Annotated in this window: 22 protein-coding genes and 1 tRNA gene; 8 read left to right on the forward strand and 15 right to left on the reverse strand. The window is 66.3% G+C overall.

Features of this window, described 5'->3' with window-relative positions:
* Nucleotides 1–42: 42 nt before the first annotated feature.
* Nucleotides 43–525 carry a CarD family transcriptional regulator gene (locus AC5RVB_RS06420; protein WP_066300159.1) on the reverse strand — a complete coding sequence of 161 codons (483 nt, stop codon included), beginning with the start codon at nt 523–525 and terminating at the stop codon, nt 43–45.
* A gap of 257 nt (nt 526–782) precedes the next feature.
* On the opposite strand from AC5RVB_RS06420, the gene AC5RVB_RS06425 reads away from it, so the two are divergent.
* Entirely contained in the window at nt 783–1,361 is a 579-nt protein-coding gene (locus tag AC5RVB_RS06425; RefSeq protein ID WP_227905196.1) for a hypothetical protein, read from the forward strand.
* Nucleotides 1,362–1,450: 89 nt separating this feature from the next.
* Here AC5RVB_RS06425 and AC5RVB_RS06430 read toward each other — a convergent pair whose 3' ends face one another.
* Both AC5RVB_RS06430 and AC5RVB_RS06435 read right to left on the reverse strand, forming a co-directional pair.
* The gene (locus AC5RVB_RS06430) at nt 1,451–2,131 is read right to left on the reverse strand and encodes a response regulator (protein WP_227905194.1); all 681 of its coding nucleotides are present in this window, start codon (nt 2,129–2,131) and stop codon (nt 1,451–1,453) included.
* Nucleotides 2,128–3,288 (reverse strand): sensor histidine kinase, encoded by a 1,161-nt coding sequence (locus AC5RVB_RS06435; RefSeq protein ID WP_227905193.1) that lies wholly within the window; start codon nt 3,286–3,288, stop codon nt 2,128–2,130. Before AC5RVB_RS06435 ends, AC5RVB_RS06430 begins: the two co-directional genes overlap by 4 nt.
* A 181-nt stretch (nt 3,289–3,469) precedes the next feature.
* Between AC5RVB_RS06435 and phoU the strand changes: the two genes are divergently transcribed.
* Complete coding sequence (gene phoU / locus AC5RVB_RS06440; protein WP_227905192.1) at nt 3,470–4,132, forward strand: phosphate signaling complex protein PhoU; 663 nt, start codon at nt 3,470–3,472, stop codon at nt 4,130–4,132.
* A 75-nt stretch (nt 4,133–4,207) separates the two neighbouring features.
* On the opposite strand, the gene AC5RVB_RS06445 is transcribed toward phoU, so the two are convergent.
* The gene (locus AC5RVB_RS06445) at nt 4,208–4,960 is read right to left on the reverse strand and encodes a phosphoglyceromutase (RefSeq protein WP_227905191.1); all 753 of its coding nucleotides are present in this window, start codon (nt 4,958–4,960) and stop codon (nt 4,208–4,210) included.
* 123 nt (nt 4,961–5,083) lie between these two features.
* Here AC5RVB_RS06445 and AC5RVB_RS06450 point away from each other — a divergent pair, with 123 nt between their 5' ends.
* Complete coding sequence (locus AC5RVB_RS06450) at nt 5,084–5,878, forward strand: class I SAM-dependent methyltransferase (protein WP_494142291.1); 795 nt, start codon at nt 5,084–5,086, stop codon at nt 5,876–5,878.
* Nucleotides 5,879–5,896: 18 nt separating this feature from the next.
* Here AC5RVB_RS06450 and AC5RVB_RS06455 read toward each other — a convergent pair whose 3' ends face one another.
* Both AC5RVB_RS06455 and AC5RVB_RS06460 read right to left on the reverse strand, forming a co-directional pair.
* On the reverse strand, nt 5,897–6,220 hold the full coding sequence (locus AC5RVB_RS06455; protein ID WP_494142254.1) for a DUF2516 family protein: 324 nt from the start codon (nt 6,218–6,220) through the stop codon (nt 5,897–5,899).
* Between the two features lie 18 nt (nt 6,221–6,238).
* Nucleotides 6,239–7,390 carry a trans-sulfuration enzyme family protein gene (locus AC5RVB_RS06460; protein WP_494142255.1) on the reverse strand — a complete coding sequence of 384 codons (1,152 nt, stop codon included), beginning with the start codon at nt 7,388–7,390 and terminating at the stop codon, nt 6,239–6,241.
* Between the two features lie 264 nt (nt 7,391–7,654).
* Between AC5RVB_RS06460 and tmk the strand changes: the two genes are divergently transcribed.
* The 5 genes from tmk (at nt 7,655) to AC5RVB_RS06485 (ending at nt 11,728) form a co-directional block, all read left to right on the forward strand.
* Nucleotides 7,655–8,257, forward strand: coding sequence for a dTMP kinase (tmk, locus tag AC5RVB_RS06465; protein WP_231716152.1), 603 nt, complete (start codon nt 7,655–7,657; stop codon nt 8,255–8,257).
* Nucleotides 8,254–9,396, forward strand: a complete 1,143-nt coding sequence (locus AC5RVB_RS06470) for a DNA polymerase III subunit delta' (RefSeq protein WP_494142256.1) — start codon at nt 8,254–8,256, stop codon at nt 9,394–9,396. The genes tmk and AC5RVB_RS06470 overlap by 4 nt, the downstream gene beginning before the upstream one ends.
* Nucleotides 9,396–11,012, forward strand: a complete 1,617-nt coding sequence (locus AC5RVB_RS06475; RefSeq protein WP_494142257.1) for an alpha/beta hydrolase — start codon at nt 9,396–9,398, stop codon at nt 11,010–11,012. Before AC5RVB_RS06470 ends, AC5RVB_RS06475 begins: the two co-directional genes overlap by 1 nt.
* 85 nt (nt 11,013–11,097) lie before the next feature.
* A tRNA-Thr gene (locus AC5RVB_RS06480) sits at nt 11,098–11,170 on the forward strand.
* A gap of 222 nt (nt 11,171–11,392) precedes the next feature.
* Nucleotides 11,393–11,728 carry a hypothetical protein gene (locus tag AC5RVB_RS06485; protein ID WP_227929418.1) on the forward strand — a complete coding sequence of 112 codons (336 nt, stop codon included), beginning with the start codon at nt 11,393–11,395 and terminating at the stop codon, nt 11,726–11,728.
* 161 nt (nt 11,729–11,889) lie between these two features.
* Here AC5RVB_RS06485 and csrA read toward each other — a convergent pair whose 3' ends face one another.
* The 9 genes from csrA to fliN form a co-directional block, all read right to left on the reverse strand.
* Nucleotides 11,890–12,141 (reverse strand): carbon storage regulator CsrA, encoded by a 252-nt coding sequence (csrA, locus tag AC5RVB_RS06490; RefSeq protein ID WP_227929417.1) that lies wholly within the window; start codon nt 12,139–12,141, stop codon nt 11,890–11,892.
* A gap of 81 nt (nt 12,142–12,222) precedes the next feature.
* Nucleotides 12,223–13,245 (reverse strand): hypothetical protein, encoded by a 1,023-nt coding sequence (locus AC5RVB_RS06495; protein WP_494142258.1) that lies wholly within the window; start codon nt 13,243–13,245, stop codon nt 12,223–12,225.
* Entirely contained in the window at nt 13,220–15,277 is a 2,058-nt protein-coding gene (locus AC5RVB_RS06500; protein ID WP_494142259.1) for a flagellar biosynthesis protein FlhA, read from the reverse strand. The genes AC5RVB_RS06495 and AC5RVB_RS06500 overlap by 26 nt, the downstream gene beginning before the upstream one ends.
* Nucleotides 15,274–16,401 carry an EscU/YscU/HrcU family type III secretion system export apparatus switch protein gene (locus tag AC5RVB_RS06505; RefSeq protein WP_494142260.1) on the reverse strand — a complete coding sequence of 376 codons (1,128 nt, stop codon included), beginning with the start codon at nt 16,399–16,401 and terminating at the stop codon, nt 15,274–15,276. Before AC5RVB_RS06505 ends, AC5RVB_RS06500 begins: the two co-directional genes overlap by 4 nt.
* Nucleotides 16,402–17,160, reverse strand: a complete 759-nt coding sequence (locus AC5RVB_RS06510; protein ID WP_227905170.1) for a flagellar biosynthetic protein FliR — start codon at nt 17,158–17,160, stop codon at nt 16,402–16,404.
* Nucleotides 17,161–17,436 (reverse strand): flagellar biosynthesis protein FliQ, encoded by a 276-nt coding sequence (gene fliQ / locus AC5RVB_RS06515; protein ID WP_227905168.1) that lies wholly within the window; start codon nt 17,434–17,436, stop codon nt 17,161–17,163.
* Nucleotides 17,436–18,290, reverse strand: coding sequence for a flagellar type III secretion system pore protein FliP (fliP, locus tag AC5RVB_RS06520; protein ID WP_494142261.1), 855 nt, complete (start codon nt 18,288–18,290; stop codon nt 17,436–17,438). The genes fliQ and fliP overlap by 1 nt, the downstream gene beginning before the upstream one ends.
* Nucleotides 18,287–18,796 carry a flagellar biosynthetic protein FliO gene (gene fliO / locus AC5RVB_RS06525; protein ID WP_227929412.1) on the reverse strand — a complete coding sequence of 170 codons (510 nt, stop codon included), beginning with the start codon at nt 18,794–18,796 and terminating at the stop codon, nt 18,287–18,289. Before fliO ends, fliP begins: the two co-directional genes overlap by 4 nt.
* Nucleotides 18,796–19,494 (reverse strand): flagellar motor switch protein FliN, encoded by a 699-nt coding sequence (gene fliN, locus AC5RVB_RS06530; protein WP_227929411.1) that lies wholly within the window; start codon nt 19,492–19,494, stop codon nt 18,796–18,798. The genes fliO and fliN overlap by 1 nt, the downstream gene beginning before the upstream one ends.

Here is a 19,494-nt window from a genome sequence, read left to right on the forward strand (position 1 = left end):
CGGCCCCTGGGGACCGGCAATCGCAGGAAAATGTTCAGCTGCCTAGCTTGCGAGAACCTCGTCAAGCACGGCTGCTGCCTGGTCTTCATCCGTTTTCTCAGCAAGCGCCAGCTCTGAAATCAGAATCTGGCGTGCCTTGGCGAGCATTCGCTTCTCGCCTGCGGACAGCCCGCGGTCATGGTCGCGGCGCCAGAGGTCGCGGACGACCTCGGCCACCTTGACGACATCACCTGATGCGAGCTTTTCCAGGTTTGCCTTGTATCGGCGCGACCAGTTAGTGGGCTCTTCAGTGAGCTCGGCGCGAAGCACATCAAAGACGTGCTCCAAACCTTCCTTGCCCACTACATCGCGCACCCCAACGAGGTCGACGTTTTCAGCCGGTACTTCAATGGTCAGATCACCCTGGGCCACCTTAAGCTTGAGATACATTTTCTCTTCGCCCTTGATGGTTCGCATCTTGATCTCTTCGATCTTCGCGGCACCGTGGTGAGGGTAAACAACTGTTTCGCCAACCTCAAAAACCATGTGGTCTTTCCCCTTTCCCGGCCCTCAGTTTAGCAGAGATGCGACACGCCGAGTAGAGTTTTCGCAGGTCAGGTATATCTTGGGCCTGCATGTGGGTACTATGCCGCCTCACGCGGGTACCCGGAGGCCGCCGGCCTTCACCGCTCCCGCGCTGTCCCGGCTGCCCGTAAAATCCAGTTTTTTACCCTTTTGCCGATAGGCTAGGCAGCAAAGATAGCCTCAGGTCGGTAGACCGCAATACTTCAGGAGTTTGTGCTGTGAGATTCACACCCAAGAACCGGGTCCGGCGCACCGCTGCAGCCGGTGTCATCGCGCTGGCCATGCTGGGCTCGGCAGGCTGCAGCGCAGTGAACGATCAGGCAACGACTGCCCAGTATGCCCCCTCCGACGGCATCGTCGAGAACGTCGGCGACCTGCAGCTGCGCAACGTCCTGGTGGTCAGCGACGGCTTTGGCGAGCCGGGCCGGCTGATCGGCACCATCCTCAACGATTCCTCCGAGACGCAGTCCTTCACGCTGGCCGTGGGCGGCTCCACCCTCCCCTGGGACCTGCCGGCCGGCGAAAAGGTCGTGTTTGAAGATGAGCCCCAGGAAAAGGTCCTCGTCCAGACCGTTGAGGACGAGCCCGGCACCGGCATCGACGGCCAGCTGACCGTCAACGGTGAGAGCACCGGCCTGAACATTCCCGTGGTCAACGGTGACAACCAGGACTACGCGCCCTTCCTGCCCACCTCCGCGCCCACCGCACCGGCAACCGACGAGTCCACGGTTATGCCTACCGAGACCGCCACGGACATGGCAACGGAGCCGGCGGCTACGGAAACCAGCAACGGCTAACATCCCTGTTCCCCTAACCGGGGAAGAGTGGCCCGAAGGGGGCCTGCGCCGCGGCGCAGGCCCCCTTCGCTGTTTGGGGAAGCCCGGTCTCAGGACTCGAACTTGTACCCGAGGCCGCGGACCGTCACCAGGTGGCGCGGCGCGGAGGAATCGGGTTCAATCTTCGCGCGCAGCCGTTTGACGTGGACATCCAGGGTCTTGGTGTCCCCCACGTAGTCCGCGCCCCAGACACGTTCGATGAGCTGGCCGCGGGTCAGCACCCGCCCGGCGTTGCGCAGCAGCATCTCCAGCAGTTCAAACTCCTTCAGCGGGAACTGCACACCGGTGCCGTTGACCTGGACCACGTGGCGGTCCACGTCCATGCGCACCGGGCCGGCCTCCAGGGCAGCATCGGCAAAGTCGCCCGTCTCACCCCGGCGGCGCAGGACGGCACGCACCCGGGCCAGCAGCTCCCGGGAGGAGTAGGGCTTGGTGACGTAGTCGTCGGCCCCGATTTCCAGGCCCACCACCTTGTCGATCTCCGCGTCGCGGGCCGTCAGCATAATCACCGGGACGTCGGAGCGCTGGCGGATCCGGCGGCATACTTCGGTACCGGAAAGCCCGGGCAGCATCAGGTCCAGCAGGATCAGATCGGCGCCGTTCTGCTCGTAGGAGGTGACAGCCTCCAAGCCGTTATCCACCACCGCCACTTCGAAGCCTTCCCGGGCCAGCAGGTAGGAAAGGGGGTCGCTGAAGGACTCCTCGTCTTCAACAATCAGGATCCGGGTCAAGCGGTTACTCCCTGTTCGGACTCGCGGGTGTCCACCGGGTCCATTTCCGGCAGGCGGACGGTGAAAGTGGAACCCTGCCCGGGACGGGACCAAAGGTCCACTTCCCCGCCGTGGTTGGCGACAACGTGTTTGACGATGCTCAGGCCCAGGCCGGTGCCGCCGGTGTGGCGCGACCGTGCGGAATCGATCCGGTAGAAGCGCTCGAAGATGCGTTCCTGTTCCTCGGCCGCAATTCCGGGGCCCTGGTCCGTCACAGCCACCTGCGCCATGCCGTCCCGGGACTGCAGCCCGATCCCCACCCGGCTGCCCTCGGGCGAATAGCGGATGGCGTTATCGATCAGGTTGCGGAACGCAGTGGTGAGCATGGGCGCATCACCGTAGACGGCGGCGTCGGACGTCCCGCCGAGGAGCACCTCGATGTTCTTGTTCTCCGCGTTCAGCCGGTTGGCTTCAACCGCGTCTTCGAGCACGCGGGCAACGTTGACGGGCTTGGCCCGGTCCACGATGTCGGTGCTCTGCAGCCGGGAAAGCTCAATGATGTCCTGCACCAGCGCGGTCAGGCGGCTGGATTCCCGGCGCATGCGGCCGGCGAACCTGCGTACCGCGTCCTCGTCTCCGGCGGCGTCGTCCAGCGCTTCGGAGAGCAGCGAAATAGCACCGACCGGGGTTTTCAGTTCATGCGAAACGTTGGCGACAAAGTCGTTGCGGACTTCCTCGGTGCGCGTAATCTCCGTCCGGTCATCGGCCAGGATCAGCACATACTCCTCCCCCACCGTGGCCACCCGGACCTGCAGGATGAGTGCGCCGTCTCCGAGCGGACCGCGGGGCAGCTCCAGCCGCGCCTCTTCGATCACCCCGTCGCGGCGGACCCGGGCGCAGATGCCCAGCAGCTGCTCATTCACAATGGTGTGGCCGCGCACCAGCCCGAAGGCGTACGCACCCGGGCTTGCCCGCACCACGCCGTCAATGGCGTCCGCAATGATGTAGGCACGCCCGATGACGCTGAGTACCTCGGCGGCGCCCTCGGGGATGGTGGGCTCGGAGATGGTGGCGAGGTCCCGGCGCTGGCGTTGGCTCGCGGCGTAGGCAAGGACACCGAAAGCCCCAGCGGCCAGGCCGAGCATGCCGGCCAGCAATGCCAGCAGTACAGGATTCACCCTCCTAGCTTAGGCATGTCTTCGCCGCGGGGCGGGATCGCCGGTGGCTTTGCTTCGTCCGTTAAACTAACGTTCATCTAACGGGTCCGTGCGGTTAACCCCCGGCTGACATCCTGCAGGAGCGGCGTGGCCGTACTGCCCCGCTGATGTTCAGGATCCGCCGTTTCGAGAGGACGCTTCAGTGCGCAAGGTTTTTCAGGCCGAACTTCACCAGATCGGTGAGGAGCTGACCCAGATTTCCCAGTTGGTCACGGAGGCGATGCGGAAGGCAACGCTTGCCTTCGAAGGTGCCGACATTGAACTGGCCCAGGACGTGATTGCCGCCGATGCGCGCATCGACTTCCTCCAGAATGACCTGGACGAGCGGGCCATCGATGTCCTGGCCCTCCAGGGACCCGTGGCCAGTGACCTGCGCATGATTGTCGGTTCCCTCCGGATGAGCGCCTCGCTGGAGCGCATGGGCGACCTTGCCCGGCACGTCGCCCAGCTCGCCCGCCTGCGGTACCCGGCGAACGTGGTCCCGGAGAACATGGTCGAGACCTTCCGCGAAATGGCCCGTCTGGACATCAGCATCTCGGAGAAGCTCACCGAGCTGCTGGAGACCCGGAACCTGGAACTGAGCAAGGACATCTACGCGTCCAACAGCCGCATCAACGAGCTGCACGCCGGGGTCTTTAAGTCCATTGCTTCCCCGGACTGGAATGTGCCGGCAGTGAGCACGGTGGACCTGACCCTCGCCAGCCGCTATTTCGAGCGGTTCGCAGACCACGGCGTCTCCGTGACCCGCAAGGTCAACTACCTGGTGACCGGGGAATGGCAGCCGCTCTCTGAGAGCGGCATGTAGCCAGGAGGCAGACAGCAAAAAGGGCGGTCCCGCGGGACCGCCCTTTTTGCTGTTCTTTTACCGGTAAACCGGAAACTACTTCTTTTTGCCCTGGTTCGCCACGGCCTTGATGGATGCCGCGGCGGCCTCGGGATCGAGGTAGGTGCCACCGGCCTTGATCGGCTTCAGGTCCTCATCCAGTTCGTAGACCAGCGGAATGCCGGTGGGGATGTTGACGGCGGCAATGTCGGCGTCGCTGATGCCGTCCAGGTGCTTGACCAGTGCACGCAGCGAGTTGCCGTGTGCCGCGATCATAACGGTCTTGCCGGTGCGGATGTCCTTGGAGATATCGGATTCCCAGTACGGCAGGAAACGCTCCAGGACGTCCTTGAGGCACTCGGTGCGTGGCAGCTCGTTCGGGTCCAGGTCCGCGTAGCGCGGATCGTGCGCCTGGGAGAAGTCGCTGTCATCCGGCAGGGGCGGCGGCGGGGTGTCATAGGAACGGCGCCAGAGCATAAACTGCTCCTCGCCGTATTCGGCCAGCGTCTGTGCCTTGTCCTTGCCCTGCAGCGCACCGTAGTGGCGCTCGTTCAGGCGCCAGCTGCGCTTGACGTCGATCCAGATGCGGTCAGCGGCACCAAGAGCCAGATTGGCCGTGTTGATGGCACGCTGGAGCCGGGAGGTGTAGAGGATGTCCGGGAGAACGTTGTTCTCCACCAGCAGCTCGCCGCCGCGGAGGGCTTCCTCGCGGCCGAGGTCCGTCAGATCCACATCCACCCAGCCCGTGAAGAGGTTCTTTTCATTCCATTCACTCTGCCCGTGGCGCAGAAGGATCAGTTTGTAGGTCATACCTGCATGGTATCGGAGAGCACACCCGGACGGGGAGGGCGGGGGTGCGTGCGGGCGCCGCGATGCCCGGGGTTCCCCAGCTCACCCCGGACCGGAGCATCCCCCGAGGGGCACTACCATTGTCTGGTGCAAAAACCGCAAAAACCCGTAGGAAATGTGACCCGGGGCACTACAAACCCGAACCGACTCCGACGGGTGGACCGCTGGTTGGCCGGCCCTGCGCGGTGGCGGTTGCGGCAGGCCGCGGATCCGCTGATCGTGGACCTGGGCTACGGCGCTGCGCCCACCACCGCCGTCGAGCTCCACGGCCGGCTGGGCCGGGTGCGTTCGGACGTGGAGGTGGTGGGCATTGAAATTGATCCGGCCCGCGTGCGCGCCGCAAAACCGTTGGAACGCAGCGGGCTCAGCTTCCGTCAGGGTGGTTTTGAACTGCCGGTGGACGGGCGCAGGCCGGTCATGGTCCGGGCCTTCAACGTGCTGCGCCAGTATGCGGAGGAGGATTACGCCCAGCATTGGGAGATGGTCTGCTCCCGGCTGGCACCGGACGGTATTTTCATCGACGGGACCTGCGATGAAATCGGCCGGCGGGCCACGTGGGTGGAACTGGATGCAAGGGGTCCGGTGTCGCTGAGCATTTCGCTGCGGTTCGGAGATTTTGACCGGCCATCCGATGTGGCCGAGCGGCTGCCCAAGGCGCTGATCCACCGCAATATGCCGGGCGAACGGGTCCATGCGTTTCTGCAGGCCATGGACCGCGCGTGGGAGGAAGCTGCCCCGATGGCTTCCTACGGCAACCGCCAGCGCTGGATCGCGATGTGCGCCGCACTGAAGGCCGGCGGCGCGCCGCTGCTGACCGGACCGGCACGGTGGCGGCTCGGCGAAATCACCGTGGCGTGGGACGCTGTCCGGCCGGGGTAGGCCCTGACCGGGCCCGGTTTACCAGGGGCCGTACGGTCCCTGGCTGCTGCCGCGGCCGCGGGAGCTTCCCATGGCCGGCTTTACATCGGCCAGATACACGCACGCGGCAATCACAGCGGCCAGCTGGAACAGCAGCAGGCTCAGCGGCGAGGGCAGCAGTACGGCAATCACGCCCACGGCACTGGCACCGCCGGTAAGGCCAAGCCAGAATCCCTTGGTCCGTTTGTAGGCGCGCTCAAACTCGGCGGGTTTGCGCCGCACGCAGTCGAAGAAGGCCCACAGCTCGATGACGAGCGCAATGATGCCGAGCGCCACGTAAAGGTAGTGCTGAATCTGGAACATTAGGAACACAGCGCTAGCCTACCGTGTAAGTGCCTGCTCGAGGTCTTTCCAGAGGTCTTCGAGGTTTTCTATTCCAGTGGACAGCCGCAGCAGCCCCTCCGGAACGGTATGCGGTTCACCGGGCTGCCGCCGACGCCGCTCAATCAGGGACTCCACGCCGCCCAGCGAGGTGGCGGGCAGCCACAGGTTCACGGCTTCGGTGACTTTCTCCGCGGCTGCCGCGCCGCCGGCAACCTCAATACACAGAATGGAGCCGAACCCGCTCATCTGGGCGGCAGCGCGGGAATGCCCCGGGTCATCCGGCAGCCCCGGGTAGCGCACCCGTTCCACCTGCGGCAGTATCTGCAGCCGCCGTGCCAGTTCCATGGCTGTGGCCTGCGAGCGCTCAATCCGCAGGGCAAGGGTTCGCAGGCCGCGCAGTGCCAGCCACACCTCGAACGGTCCGGCGACGGCGCCGTGCAGCGAACGGTAGCGCAACAGGCGGGCCAGCAGGTCCGGGTCGGAGGTCACCGTGGCTCCGAGTACGACGTCGGAGTGCCCGGCCAGGTACTTGGTCACCGAGTGCACCACGACGTCGGCGCCGAGGGACAGGGGTTGGGTGACCAGCGGGGTAGCGAAGGTGTTGTCCACAACCACCAGCGCCCCGGCGGCGTGGGCGGCATCAGCCAGCACCGCGATTTCCGCCACCTCCAGCATCGGGTTGGTGGGGCTCTCCAGCCAGAGCAGGGACGCGCCGTCGAGCTGCGCTATCACCTCACGGGTGTCCGCGATATCCACGGTGCGTACGCTGAAGCGGCCGTTCTCCGCCTCGCCCGCCGCGAGCAGCAGCGAGCCCTGATAGCTGTGCCGCGGCATCACCACAACTCCCCCCGGAGGCACCAGGGACAGGGCGGCCATCACGGCGGCCAGGCCGGAGGAAAAGACCAGGGCCGGTTGTTCGGCGCCTTCCAGGCCGGCAAGCGCTTCCTCGAACGGATCCCACGTGGGGTTCGAGTACCGACCGTAGCCCCGCTCCCCCGGTACCGGCGCGCCGGTGCCGAAGAAAGTGGAGGTCAGGACAATCGGCGGATTCACCGGGGCGTCATGTTCACGCGGGGGACGTCCGGCCGAGACAACCAGGGTCTCGGGAGAAAGCTCCGGTGCAGGCCCGTCGGCAAAAGTGTGGCTCATGGTTGCCAGCCTAAACCGCCGGCCGGCTCCGCCGGGACTGCGTGTTACGCGCCGGCTCAATGAAGCTGCCGCCGGGAGCCGTGCCGGGGAAACGCTATCCGGGTGTCGTGGCCCTTCACACGCACGGCTCCGCCTCGACGCTTTGCCGCACCCCGGGCCTCCTGCTGCCCGCGGCCGCCCCGGCTCAGCCTTCCCAGACTCACTAGGTAGGCTAGGCGGGTGAGCACTTCTATTCCCCCCGAACCCCGCGGCCTGTTTATTGCCATGGAGGGCGGAGACGGTGCCGGCAAGTCCACGCAGGCACAGCGTCTGGCTGCCGCCCTGCAGGATCGCGGGCATTCGGTCCTGCGCACCCGTGAGCCCGGCGGCACCCCCGTGGGTGAGTCGCTTCGCGCACTTGTGCTGGAACACGGCAACGGCGAAATTGATGCGCGCACCGAAGCCCTGATCTTCGCCGCATCCCGGGCCGCACATGTCCGGCAGGTGATCCGACCGGCGCTCACTGCCGGAACCGTAGTGGTCTGCGACCGCTACATAGACAGCTCCGTTGCCTATCAGGGAGCGGGCCGCGGCCTGGGCACCGATACGGTGCGCGGCTTGAACGAGTGGGCCACCGAAGGCCTGGAACCGGACCTGACGGTGCTGCTCGACGTCGACCCTGAACGCGGACGGGACCGCAGGACCGCAGGTCAGGCCGCTGAAGACCGGCTGGAATCGGAACCGGATACCTTCCATCTGCAGATCCGCCGTGCCTTCCTGGAAACCGCGCAGGCGGACCCCGGCCGGTACCTGGTCCTCGACGCCGGCCGTCCCGTGGAGGAACTGGCCCGGACCATCCTGCAGCGCGTGGAAACCCTGCTGCCGTGAGTGTCTGGGAGGACCTGCAGGGACAGGATCCCGTGGTGGAGCAGCTGCGCCGCGGGGCCGCGGAAGCCCGCCCCAACCACGCCTGGCTGTTCACCGGCCCGCCCGGCTCCGGCCGCTCCAACGCCGCCCGTGCCTTCGCTGCCGCCCTGGTCTGTGACCAGGAAGATCCCGCCCTGCGTGGCTGCGGGGAGTGCAAGGCCTGCCGGACCGTGCTGGCAGGCTCCCACGCAGACGTGACGTCCGTGACCACGGAAAAGGTCACCATCAGCATCGATGAGGCCCGCGAACTGGTTCGCAAGGCACAGGACAAGCCGTCCACCGGGCGCTGGCGGGTCATCATTGTCGAAGATGCGGACCGCATGCAGGAACGCAGCACCAACGTGCTGCTTAAAGCCATCGAAGAGCCCCCGCCGCGGACCATCTGGCTGCTCTGCGCCCCCAGCCCCGGCGATGTCCTGGTGACCATCCGGTCCCGCTGCCGCCCGGTGGGCCTGCGTCTGCCGCCGGTGGAGGATGTGGCCGAGCTGCTGATCCGCCGTGACGGCATCGATCCGGATGTGGCGCTCAGTGCTGCCCGCGCTGCCCAGAGCCATATCGGTGTGGCCAAGCGGCTGGCTACCGACGAAGGGGCCCGCACCCGGCGGGAGAGTATTGTCCGGCTGCCGTTGATGCTGCGGAATGTCTCCGGGGCCATGAAGGCTGCCGCTGATCTGGTGGCGCTGGCAGAAGCGGAGGCAACCAGCTCCTTTGAACAGCGGGACGCTGCCGAGAAGGAGGCGCTGCTGGCGTCCCTCGGGGCGCCTGCCGGGGGCACGCTGCCGCCGGCGCTGCGCAGCCAGCTCAAGCGGCTGGAGGAGGATCAGGTGCGCCGGGCCAAGCGGTCCAAGAACGACTATTTTGACCGCGCCCTGACGGATCTGCTGTCCTTCTACCGCGATGTGCTGATGATCCAGCTCGGCAGCGGCGGACCGCTGGTTAACGAATCCCTGCGCCGCGAACTGGACGAGTTTGCCGCCTATGGTTCACCGGAACAAACGCTGATGCGCATGGAAGAGATCAACACGGTGCGCCGCCGGCTGGTGACCACCAACGTGGCCCCGCTGCTGGCCATCGAAGCCATGACGCTGAGCCTGTTGTAATGACCAAATCCGCCATGAGCGCTGACCTACCCCGCCAGGAGCATGACATGACCACCGCCACCGCACGCCGCCGTTTCCCGCGGCTGGCTGCCGCCGCCGCCTCGGTGGTACTTCTGGCCACAGCCACTGCCTGCACCGCCGGCACCGAGCCCAATGGGGAGGAAACCGGCAGCAGCGACACGGCCACCACCGCGGCTGCGGATGTCATCGGCACCGTGCCCGAGGACCTGATGGAGTTCTACAGCCAGGAGGTCACCTGGACGGACTGCGAGGGAAGCCTCCGCTGCGCCACCGTGGATGCGCCCCTGGATTATGCCGACCCCGGCGCCGGAACCGTGGAACTTGCCGTGGTAATGGCGGAAGCGGACAAGGAAGCCCGGGGCACCGTACTGCTCAATCCCGGCGGCCCCGGCGGCTCCGGGTACTCCGTGGTCAGCGAGTACGTGGAGAACGTCACCAGCGACCGGCTGCGCGAAAACTTCAACATCCTGGGCTTCGACCCCCGCGGAGTCGGCCGATCCACCCCCGTGGAGTGCCTCAGCGATGAAGAACTGGATGAAGCCCGCGCCGAATACGTGGACCCAAGTACCCCTGAAGGGCTGGCCGAGGCGCGGCTCAGCGCCAAGGAGTTCGCCGACGCCTGCGCCGCAGAGTCCGGCGAACTGCTCGGCTTTGTGGATACCACCAGCGCCGCACGCGACATGGACATCCTCCGCGCCGTCGTCGGGGACCGGAAGCTGAACTACCTCGGTTTCTCCTATGGCACCTTCCTGGGCGCCACCTACGCAGAACTGTTCCCGAACAACGTGGGCCGCCTGGTGCTCGACGGCGCACTGGACCCCGCGGCCAGCAACGAGGACGTCACGCTCGGCCAGGCCGCTGCCTTTGAAAAGGCCATCCGCGCCTACGTTGAGGACTGCCTCTCCGGCAGCAATTGCCCGCTTGAAGGCAGCGTCGACGAGGCCGTGGAAACCATCCAGGCCCTGTTCGCGTCAGTGGAGGAAAGCCCGCTGACTGCGGCGGACGGACGGACCGTGACCGTCTCCACCTTTGTCTCCGGCTTCATCACTCCCTTGTACGACGACGCGAACTGGCCCGCGCTGTCGCAGGCGCTTGAGCAGGTCCTGACCGAGGGCGATCCGACCTATATGCTCCGGCTCGCTGATATCAGCGCCGACCGCACCGATGACGGCACGTACGCGTCCAACAGCTTTGTGGTTTTCAACGCCATTAACTGCCTGGACTATCCGATGGTCTCCGACGACGCGCAGATGGCCGCGGACGCGAAGGAACTGGAAGCCGCTTCCCCCACCCTGGGCAAATACCTGGCCTACGGCGGCATCACCTGCGAGGCCTGGCCCTACGCACCCGTGAATGAGCCGCATCCCATCAAGGCATCCGGGGCGGATGAGGTGCTTGTCATCGGCACCACCGGAGATCCCGCCACCCCGTACGAGTGGGCCGAGGCCCTTGCCGCGCAGATGGAGTCCGCCGTGCTGGTGACCCTTGAAGGCGAGGGCCACACCGCCTACGGCCGCGGCAGCGACTGCATTGACAACATAGTGGACGATTACTTTGTGGACGGGACCCTGCCGGCGGAGAACACCGTCTGCTGAGCGCCCGGCTCATTTTGACCGCACCCGCCCGTACGTATAAAGTAGTTCCTTGTGGATTCTGGCCGGCAACGGACTGATGAAGCCCGCCTCCTTAGCTCAGTTGGTAGAGCGTCTCACTCGTAATGAGAAGGTCGCCAGTTCGATTCTGGCAGGAGGCTCAGCAGCAACAGCAAAGCCCCCGGCGCCTTCGCGCCGGGGGCTTTTTGCGTCCCGGCAGCAGTCCGCCGGGTCCCTGCCGGGCCCGGATACGGTCTTGCGGTAATCCTGCGGAAAAATTCGGATGTCCTTGAGCCCGAGTTGATGGTTTCCGGTGCCGCCGCACCTAATCTCAGTGGTGGAGCCAGACCGGCAGCAACCGCCGGAGAATCGAGGAGACACGCATGGAAACCGCGCCGTTGGGCCACACCGCCCGCCGCTATACGCAGGTCCAGCGGGACAACTACCAGGCTCCCATCTGCGCGGAATGCAACCGCCGCATGGTGCCGAACTGGCTCGAGGACCGCGGCCGCTGGATTATCCGCAGCTTCCAATACCCCGGCGTCCGCTGCAGTGCGCATGAACGCCGCGTGCTGCCCGAGTATTTCGGGCTCTCCCCTCACAACCCGTCCCCCGGCCTGAGTGTACGGCGGGACTCTGCAACGTCTGCCCGGCGGGGTTCCGCCGGCAGCCGGTTCCCGTGGCTGGGTGCCAAACGCGCACAGCGAGGTATCTCCTAGCCGCCGGTCCCTTGATATGCCCGGCCGTCCCCGGGCAGTTGACCGGAAACCCCCGATGTTCTCCCCAAGGAACAACGGGGGTTTCTGTTTTGGTGCTAAGAAAACAACGACGCCCCGGGGGATACCTCGGGGCGTCGTTTTCGGAAGATCTGCTCTGGGGGTTACTGGCTTTCGGGCGGCGCAATACGGCCGGCCAGCAGCGCCTTGATGCGCTCTTCGGCGTCCGGGAGTGCCTCTGCGGCAGCCACGTTGGCTTCTTCCACGGCACGGACTACCTCGTGACGCTGGATCTTGACCCCGCGCGGCGCGTCGATGCCGATGCGTACGCCGTCACCGCGTGAATCCAGGACGGTAATGACAATGTCATCCCCTATCAGGATCTGCTCTCCGGACCTGCGTGTTAGCACCAGCATCCGCCCACTCTATCGCAACCGGAGACCCCTGCCGGGAAGCTGCAGGCGGGGCCGCGGCACCATGGGTGCGCGGGCGGGCAGCTACAGCACCGGTGAGGGTGAAGGCTCGCCGTCGAGCCAGCCGATCGGCAGGTTCAGCGCGTTCACTGACTGAGGTGTTCCGGTGGTGTCGATGCCTTCAACCGCCGCGGCGTCCACCGGGACGGCGTTGCGCACCGCCCCCACCCAGGCGGCCGTATCCTCGGGCTTGCGGCCGGCGTCCACGGCTACCCACACCTGGTCTGCCGCCAGTGCTGCGATCAGGGTGGTGTGCCGGCCCATTTCGGTGCCGGACCGGCCCAGCCCGTAGGCAAGATAGATGCTGTGCCCGGCCATCACGCCGGCGGCACGGGCCGTGGCCACAGCCCGGCGGTCTGCTGCGCGGCCCACACCCTCGGTCTCCAGCGCACCGGCAACCCTGACCGCGGCAGCACCGCTGCCCGCGAGTTCGGCCATGGACCGGCAGACTTCCAGCGGCTCATCCCCCAGCCCCACCACCATGACCAGATCACCGGCGTTGCCGAGCGGGGCGGGTGCCTGCGGGATGGCGCGGCGTTCCGGCTCCAGGCCCTGGTTGATCCTGCCCTGGTTCAGCGGCGGCGGATACAGCCGGGCGGCGTCCGCCTTCGCGACTCCCGGCGCAGCCGGTGCCGGGGGCGCCTGTGCGGCGGGTGTGCCGGTGCTGGCGGAGATGTTGTCGATCAACTCAGCGAACGCGAAGGAACCGGTGGAGACCGCCGGAGCGGCGGGTCCGGCCGGCGCGGCAGGCGCAGCGGGATGCAGCGTGGACTCCGCCCGTTCGGCCTCTTCGAGCAGTGCCGAAATGCCGGCCCGTGCCGCGGAGGCCCGGCTGGGGAGGTCCGGTTCCACCGGAGCGCGGCGGCGGCCGCTGGGAGGCAGTTCCACCGTCACTTCATAGTGATGCCGGGACAGGAAGCCGCCTATCCCGCCTACCGTCACTTTCTCGGCAGCGATAATCCTTGCGCGCGGGCCGTGTTCGGCCAGCACCTTGGCCTTCAGCGCGTCCAGCGACGGCCCTTCAAGCTGAAATCGTCTCGGTTCCACGTACCACCCCTACAGTCTCGATATTGACATTACCTGCAGTGGCTTCCTGATAGGACAGGACAGGCAGTCCGCCGGTCTGGGATGTCACCAGCCGCCGGATGGCCGGGCGCAGGGCGGGTGCGCAGACCAGTACGGCGTTGTAGCCGGCATTCTCCGCTCCCGCGACGGCGGTTTTCAGCGAGCCGAGCACCGCATCGATCCGTGCCGGGTCCAGCAGGATCTGGCTGCCCTGGTCCGAGGGACGCAGCGCCTCGAGCATGGACTGCTCCAGTGCCGGGTCGATCATGATCACGCGCAGGACGCCGTCGGCAACGTACTGGGCGGCCAGGGCCGGTCCCAGGGCGGTCCGGGCTGTCTCGATCAGGCCCTCGGGATCGGGTGAGACCTTGGCCCGCAGCAGCAGCGACTCGTAGATGCGCGGCAGGTCATTGATCGGGATCTGCTCGGCCAGCAGTCCCTGCAGGACCCGCTGCACCTCGGCCAGCGAAAGCACGTTGGGCACCAGTTCCTCCACCGCGGAGGGGTTGACCTGCTTAACGCCTTCGGTCAGCACCCGTACGTCTTCACGGGTTAGCAGCCGTGCGGCGTTGGCGGTGATGACGGCGGACAGATGCGTCACCAGCACCGAAACCCGGTCAATCACCGTGGCGCCGGACATCTCTGCAGCATGCTGCATTTCCGCCGGTACCCATTTCCCGGCCAGGCCAAACACCGGTTCAACGGTGGCGGTTCCGGGCAGCCCCTCCAGGGCGTCGCCCAGAGCCAGGATCCGGCCCGCCGGCGCCTCGCCGCGCCCGGCCTCCACACCGGCAATCCGGATGACATAGGTGGACAGCGGAAGGTCCACGCTGTCCCGGGTGCGGACCGGCGGCACCACAATGCCCAGGTCCATGGCGATCTTGCGGCGCAGCGCCCGGACGCGGGCCAGCAGGTCATCGGATCCGCCGGTGACAATATCCACCAGGTCCGGGGCAAGCATGATTTCCAGGGCATGCACCCGCATCTGCTCAATCAGGTCCTCGGTGGTTTCCGAGGTGGCAGGTAAGTCCAGGGCGGCCTGCGCCGCGTCCTTCTCCGCCTGCTCGGTTCCCTCACGGACCTTGATCCGCTGGGCCACCAGGATCAGCAGTGCGCCGATGACGATGAACGGGATCTTTGGCATCCCCGGAATCAGCGCCATGACGATGGCGGCGCCGCCGGCGATCATCAGCGCGTTGCGGGACTGCCCCAGCTGCGCGCCTGCAGTGGAACCCATGTCCGCTTCGGCGTTGGAGCGGGTGACGATCATACCGGTGGAGACAGCCATCAGCAGGGCGGGGATCTGGGTGACCAGGCCGTCGCCGATGGTCAGCAGGCTGTAGGTATTCACCGCTTCCCCGGCGGACATACCGCGCTGGAGCATACCGATGGCAATGCCGCCGATGACGTTGATGATGATAATGATCAGTCCGGCGATGGCATCGCCCTTCACGAACTTCGAGGCGCCGTCCATGGCACCGTAGAAGTCAGCTTCGGCAGAGACCTCCGCGCGGCGTTCCCGGGCCTGGGTATCGGTAATCAGTCCGGCGTTCAGGTCCGCGTCAATGGCCATCTGCTTGCCCGGCATGGCGTCGAGGGTGAACCGCGCCCCGACTTCCGCCACGCGCTCGGCGCCCTTGGTGACCACCACAAACTGGATGACCACCAGGATCAGGAAGATCACCGCGCCGATGACCAGGGAGCCGCCCACGGCAACGTGGCCGAACGCCTCGATCACCTGCCCGGCGTACCCCTCCCCCAGCACCAGCCGGGTGGAGGCCACGTTCAGGCCCAGCCGGAACAGGGTGGCGACCAGCAGCAGGGACGGGAAGACCGAGAAGTCCAGCGGCTTGCGGACAAACATGGTGGTCAGCAGGATCACCAGGGCCAGCAGGATGTTGATGATGATGAGGATATCCAGCAGCCCGGCGGGCACAGGCACCACCAGCAGCAGGATAATGCCAACGACACCCACCGGGACGGCGAGTTTCAGGAGGTTGCGGTTGCGGTTCATGACGCGGCCTTACGGTGTTGTGGGGTGGTCACTGGTTCGGGCGGGGCTGCCGCCATGGCGTGCATCCCGTACGCGGCGCCGCGCCGCTTCAGGGACATCACGAACGCCAGCACGCGGGCCACGGCGTTGTAGAGTTCCACGGGGATTTCGGCATTGAGTTCACAGGCGCTGTGCAGTGCGCGGGCCAGGGGAATGTCCTGGACCATGGGAACGCGCTGCTTTTCGGCTTCCTCGCGGATGCGTGCGGCAATGTTGTCCGCGCCCTTGGCCACGACCCGGGGCGCCGATTTGCCCGGCTCGTATTTGAGGGCGACCGCCACGTGCGTGGGGTTAACCAGCACGACGTCGGCATCCGCCACGGCGGCGATCATCCGGTTCCGGCTCATCGCCAGCTGACGGGAACGCCGCTGCGATTTGATCAGCGGATCACCTTCGGAGTTCTTGTTTTCATCCTTGACTTCCTTTTTGGTCATCCGGGTTTTCTTCCGGTTGCGCTTCATCACCACAAAAATGTCCGCCGCAGCCAGCACCAGGCCGGCGGCTACGGCTGTCTGCAGCAGCAGGGCGGTGCCGCCGCCCGCCGCTTCCAGCACCGCAGCAACCGGCAGGCCGCCGGCAGACATCAGGACCGGCATCAGCTGCTGGATTACGGCGTAGAGCACCAGTCCCACAACGGCGGTTTTCAGCAGTGATTTCACACCGTTCCACAGGGCCTGCGTGCCAAAGACACGTTTGAGCCCCTTGACCAGGTCAAACTGCTCGAACTTGCCCTTGAATTTCTTCACGTGGATACCGCCCTGCACCGCAGCGGTCAGCAGCACAACGGCGGCCACCACCCCCAGCATCGGCCCCAGGATGTAGCCCATGGCGCCCAGCCCCTCGGTCATGATGGCCAGGGCCAGTTCCGGGTCCGGGTTGGCGGTAATGGTGGATACGCCGTCGAGCATTTCCCCGCCGGCAGAGGAGCCGCGGGAAATGGTCAGCGGCATCATCATCGCCGTGGCGCCCACCCCCACCCAGGCGGTGAGGTCATCGGAGCGGGAGAGCTGGCCCTTGGAACGGACATCCTTCATCCGTTTTTGGGTGGCCTGCTCTGTCCGTTCCCCTGAGTCCGGTTCCGGCATCTACTCCACCCCCGTCACGGCGCGCACAATGGTGGAGACCAGCGAGGAGACAATCCGGGGCAGGGCCAGGAACACCATCGAGGCAAGGGTCAGCGTCAGTAAAATCTTGAGCGGGAAGCCGAGGGCGAAGGCGTTCAGCGCCGGGGCGACGCGGGTGAGCAGGCCCAGCCCGGCGTCGGCCAGGAACAGGACCACCAGCAGCGGGCCGGCAATCTGCACCGCGGCCAGGAACATCTGCGAAACGGCGGTGACCATTGCTGCCGCCGGTTCGCTCAGGTCCACTCCCCCGGTCAGCGGCAGCGCGGTGAAGCTGCGCAGCAGACCGCCGATGATGAGCTGGTAGCCGTCTGAAGCGAAGAGCAGTGCCAGGGCGGTGATCTGGAAGACGCGGGTGAACTGGGCGCCGTTGACCATGGACTGCGGATCGAAGGCCTGGGCCAGCTGGAAGCCGCCGAACGTATCGATCAGGTTGCCGGCGGACTGGACCGCGGAAAAGACCACCAGCACCAGGAAGCCAAGCAGCGCCCCGACCAGCAGTTCCAGCACCAGGGCCATAAAAAACGCGCCGGTGCCCAGTGCGCTGTAGCCCTGGCTGACCTGCGGCGCCACCGCGAGGGCAAGGCCGAGGCCGAGCATGGCCTTCACCCGGGCGGGAAAGGCGTTGTAGGAAAACGGCGGGGCGATCACCAGGAAGGCGACCATCCGTACCGACGCCAGCAGGAACGCCTCGATCCAGTTCTGGTCAAGGGTGATATTCACTTAGCTGCCGCCGAGCAGGGACGGAATCCTGGCGAACATTTCGTGGGTGAAGGACACTATTTCCGAAATCATCCAGTGCCCGCACACCAGCAGGGCGATTCCCACGGCCACGGCCTTGGGCACAAAGGAAAGCGTCACTTCCTGGATCTGGGTAATGGACTGCAGCAGCGAAATGGCGAAACCCACCACCAGTGCCGTGATCAGCACCGGCGCCGAGAGTTTCGCGGCAACCCACAGCCCCTGCAGGGCGATGTCCAGGACGGCATTCGTATCCATCAGGTGCCGCCCTGATAACTGTTGATCAGCGAGGTAATGATCAGGCCCCAGCCGTCCACCAGGACAAACAGGAGGATCTTGAAGGGAAGCGAGATCATCACGGGCGGAAGCATCATCATGCCCATGGACATCAGGGCCGCGGCCACCACCAGGTCAATGACCAGGAAGGGAATGAAAATGACGAAGCCGATAATGAACGCCGCACGCAGTTCCGAGATCATAAACGCCGGTATCAGCGTGGTCAGCGGCACCGACTCCGGGTTCTCCGGGTTCTCCTGTCCCGCAGCCCGGGTCATCAGCGCAATGTCCTCTTCCCGGGTGTGGGCGAGCATAAACTGCTGCAGCGGCCCGGAGCCGGTGTCCAGGGCGGAGTCGAAGTTGATCTCGCCGTTGAGGTAGGGCTGCACCGCGATGGAGTTAATCTCACTGATCACCGGCGCCATGATGAACAGGGAAAGGAACAGGGCCAGCCCGGCGAGCACCTGGTTCGGCGGGATGGAGGGCAGCGAGAGCGCGTTGCGCGTCATCGCCAGCACCACGAAGATCTTGGTGAAGGAGCTGAGCATCAGCAGCAGTGACGGCGCCACGGAGAGCAGCGTGATGCCGATCAGTGTGGTGACGGCCGTGGAAGGTCCGCCGTCCTGGCCGTTGATGTCGATGCTCAGTCCGCCGTCGTTCGGTTCGGCGGGGGCTGTCGGGTCCTCCGGCGCCACCGGCGGCGCGGGGTCCAGGGTATTGGCGTGACCGGCAGCGGCCCCGAGCAGGAGCAGGGCGGCGACGGCGAAGAGCAGTGCCGCGGCAAGGGTCAGGGCACGCAGGAACGGAGCCGTGCGCGCCGGGGCGGCGGTGCTCACCCTTTGCGTCCGCGGCTGCGCAGGACGGCACCTGTCTGGCGCCAGGTATCCGGCGAGAGGATGGAACCGCTCAGCGGGGATTTTCCGGGAGTAACCCCGGGCAGCGCATGCGCACCACGGGCCGCGCGGCGGGTGTCCGCGGTGTGCCCTGCCGGTACGGGTGCGTACGGATCACGGCTGATGCCGTCCGCTCCTGCGGCCTTCAGCGACGCCGCGAAACCGGCGTCGGGCGCGGCAGCGGTGTCCGGTGCGGGTTCAGGGGCATCCGCAGTGTGCAGCACGTTCACGGACCCTTCGGTCACGCCCAGGAGGAAACGCTGGCCGCCGGTTTCCAGCACCACCACGGAAGCCTTCGGCGTGATCGGCTGCCGGCTGATCACCCGGACTTCCGGCTGGCTGGCCGCCGAACCGTTGGTGCGGGCGAACCGCCGCTGGAGCCACCACAGCAGCCCGAGCACGGCGCCCAGGGAAACCAGGACACGGAGTCCCAGAAAGAGGGTTTCCACTAATTGAGCCCCTCAACCACGTCCAGGATCTTGGTAATGCGCACCGCATAGTCCTGGTCAATGACCACTACCTCGCCGTTGGCGATGAGGCGTCCGTTCAAAAGAATGTCGGCGGGTGCTCCGGCGGAGCGGTCCAGTTCCACCACGCGGCCGGGTTCCAGGTTCAGGACGTCGCGGACCGACATCCGCGTGTGGCCGATTTCCACGGTCAGGGCCATCTCAATGTTGTTGATGCGCCCCATTTTTCCCACGATCGAGCTGTCCGGGGTGGCCCCGGCGGCACTGCTGTCCCGCAGCCGGATGGCGAACCAGCCGGCGGTGCCGTCCGGGGAGCGCAGCTCGAAGACGGCGGTAGCCGGGTCCGCGAACAAGGCGGCGGCGTCTTCGGTGCGGGCCTCGCCCAGGACACCGACGCCGAGCGTGGCGCTGGCGGCTTCCAGCGAGGGGCGCAGCACGTCCGCCGCGGAAACCAGCGGGGAATCGGTGCCGGCAACGTCGGCCAGCGGTGAGGAGCTGTCCAGGATCAGGGCCAGGTCCGCGGACTCGGAACCGACGAAGGAGGCGGTGACGGCAGCAGCGGTGTGCGCCGCCGGCACCCCGGCACCGGTGTGCGGGATCGGCTCCAGGACAATGGGGGTGGGCAGGCCGCGTACCAGGGCGGAAACGGCGTCGGCGTGCAGGCTGTGGGGGCTGGTCAT

The sequence above is a fragment of the Arthrobacter sp. Y3225209 genome, from assembly GCF_059090685.1.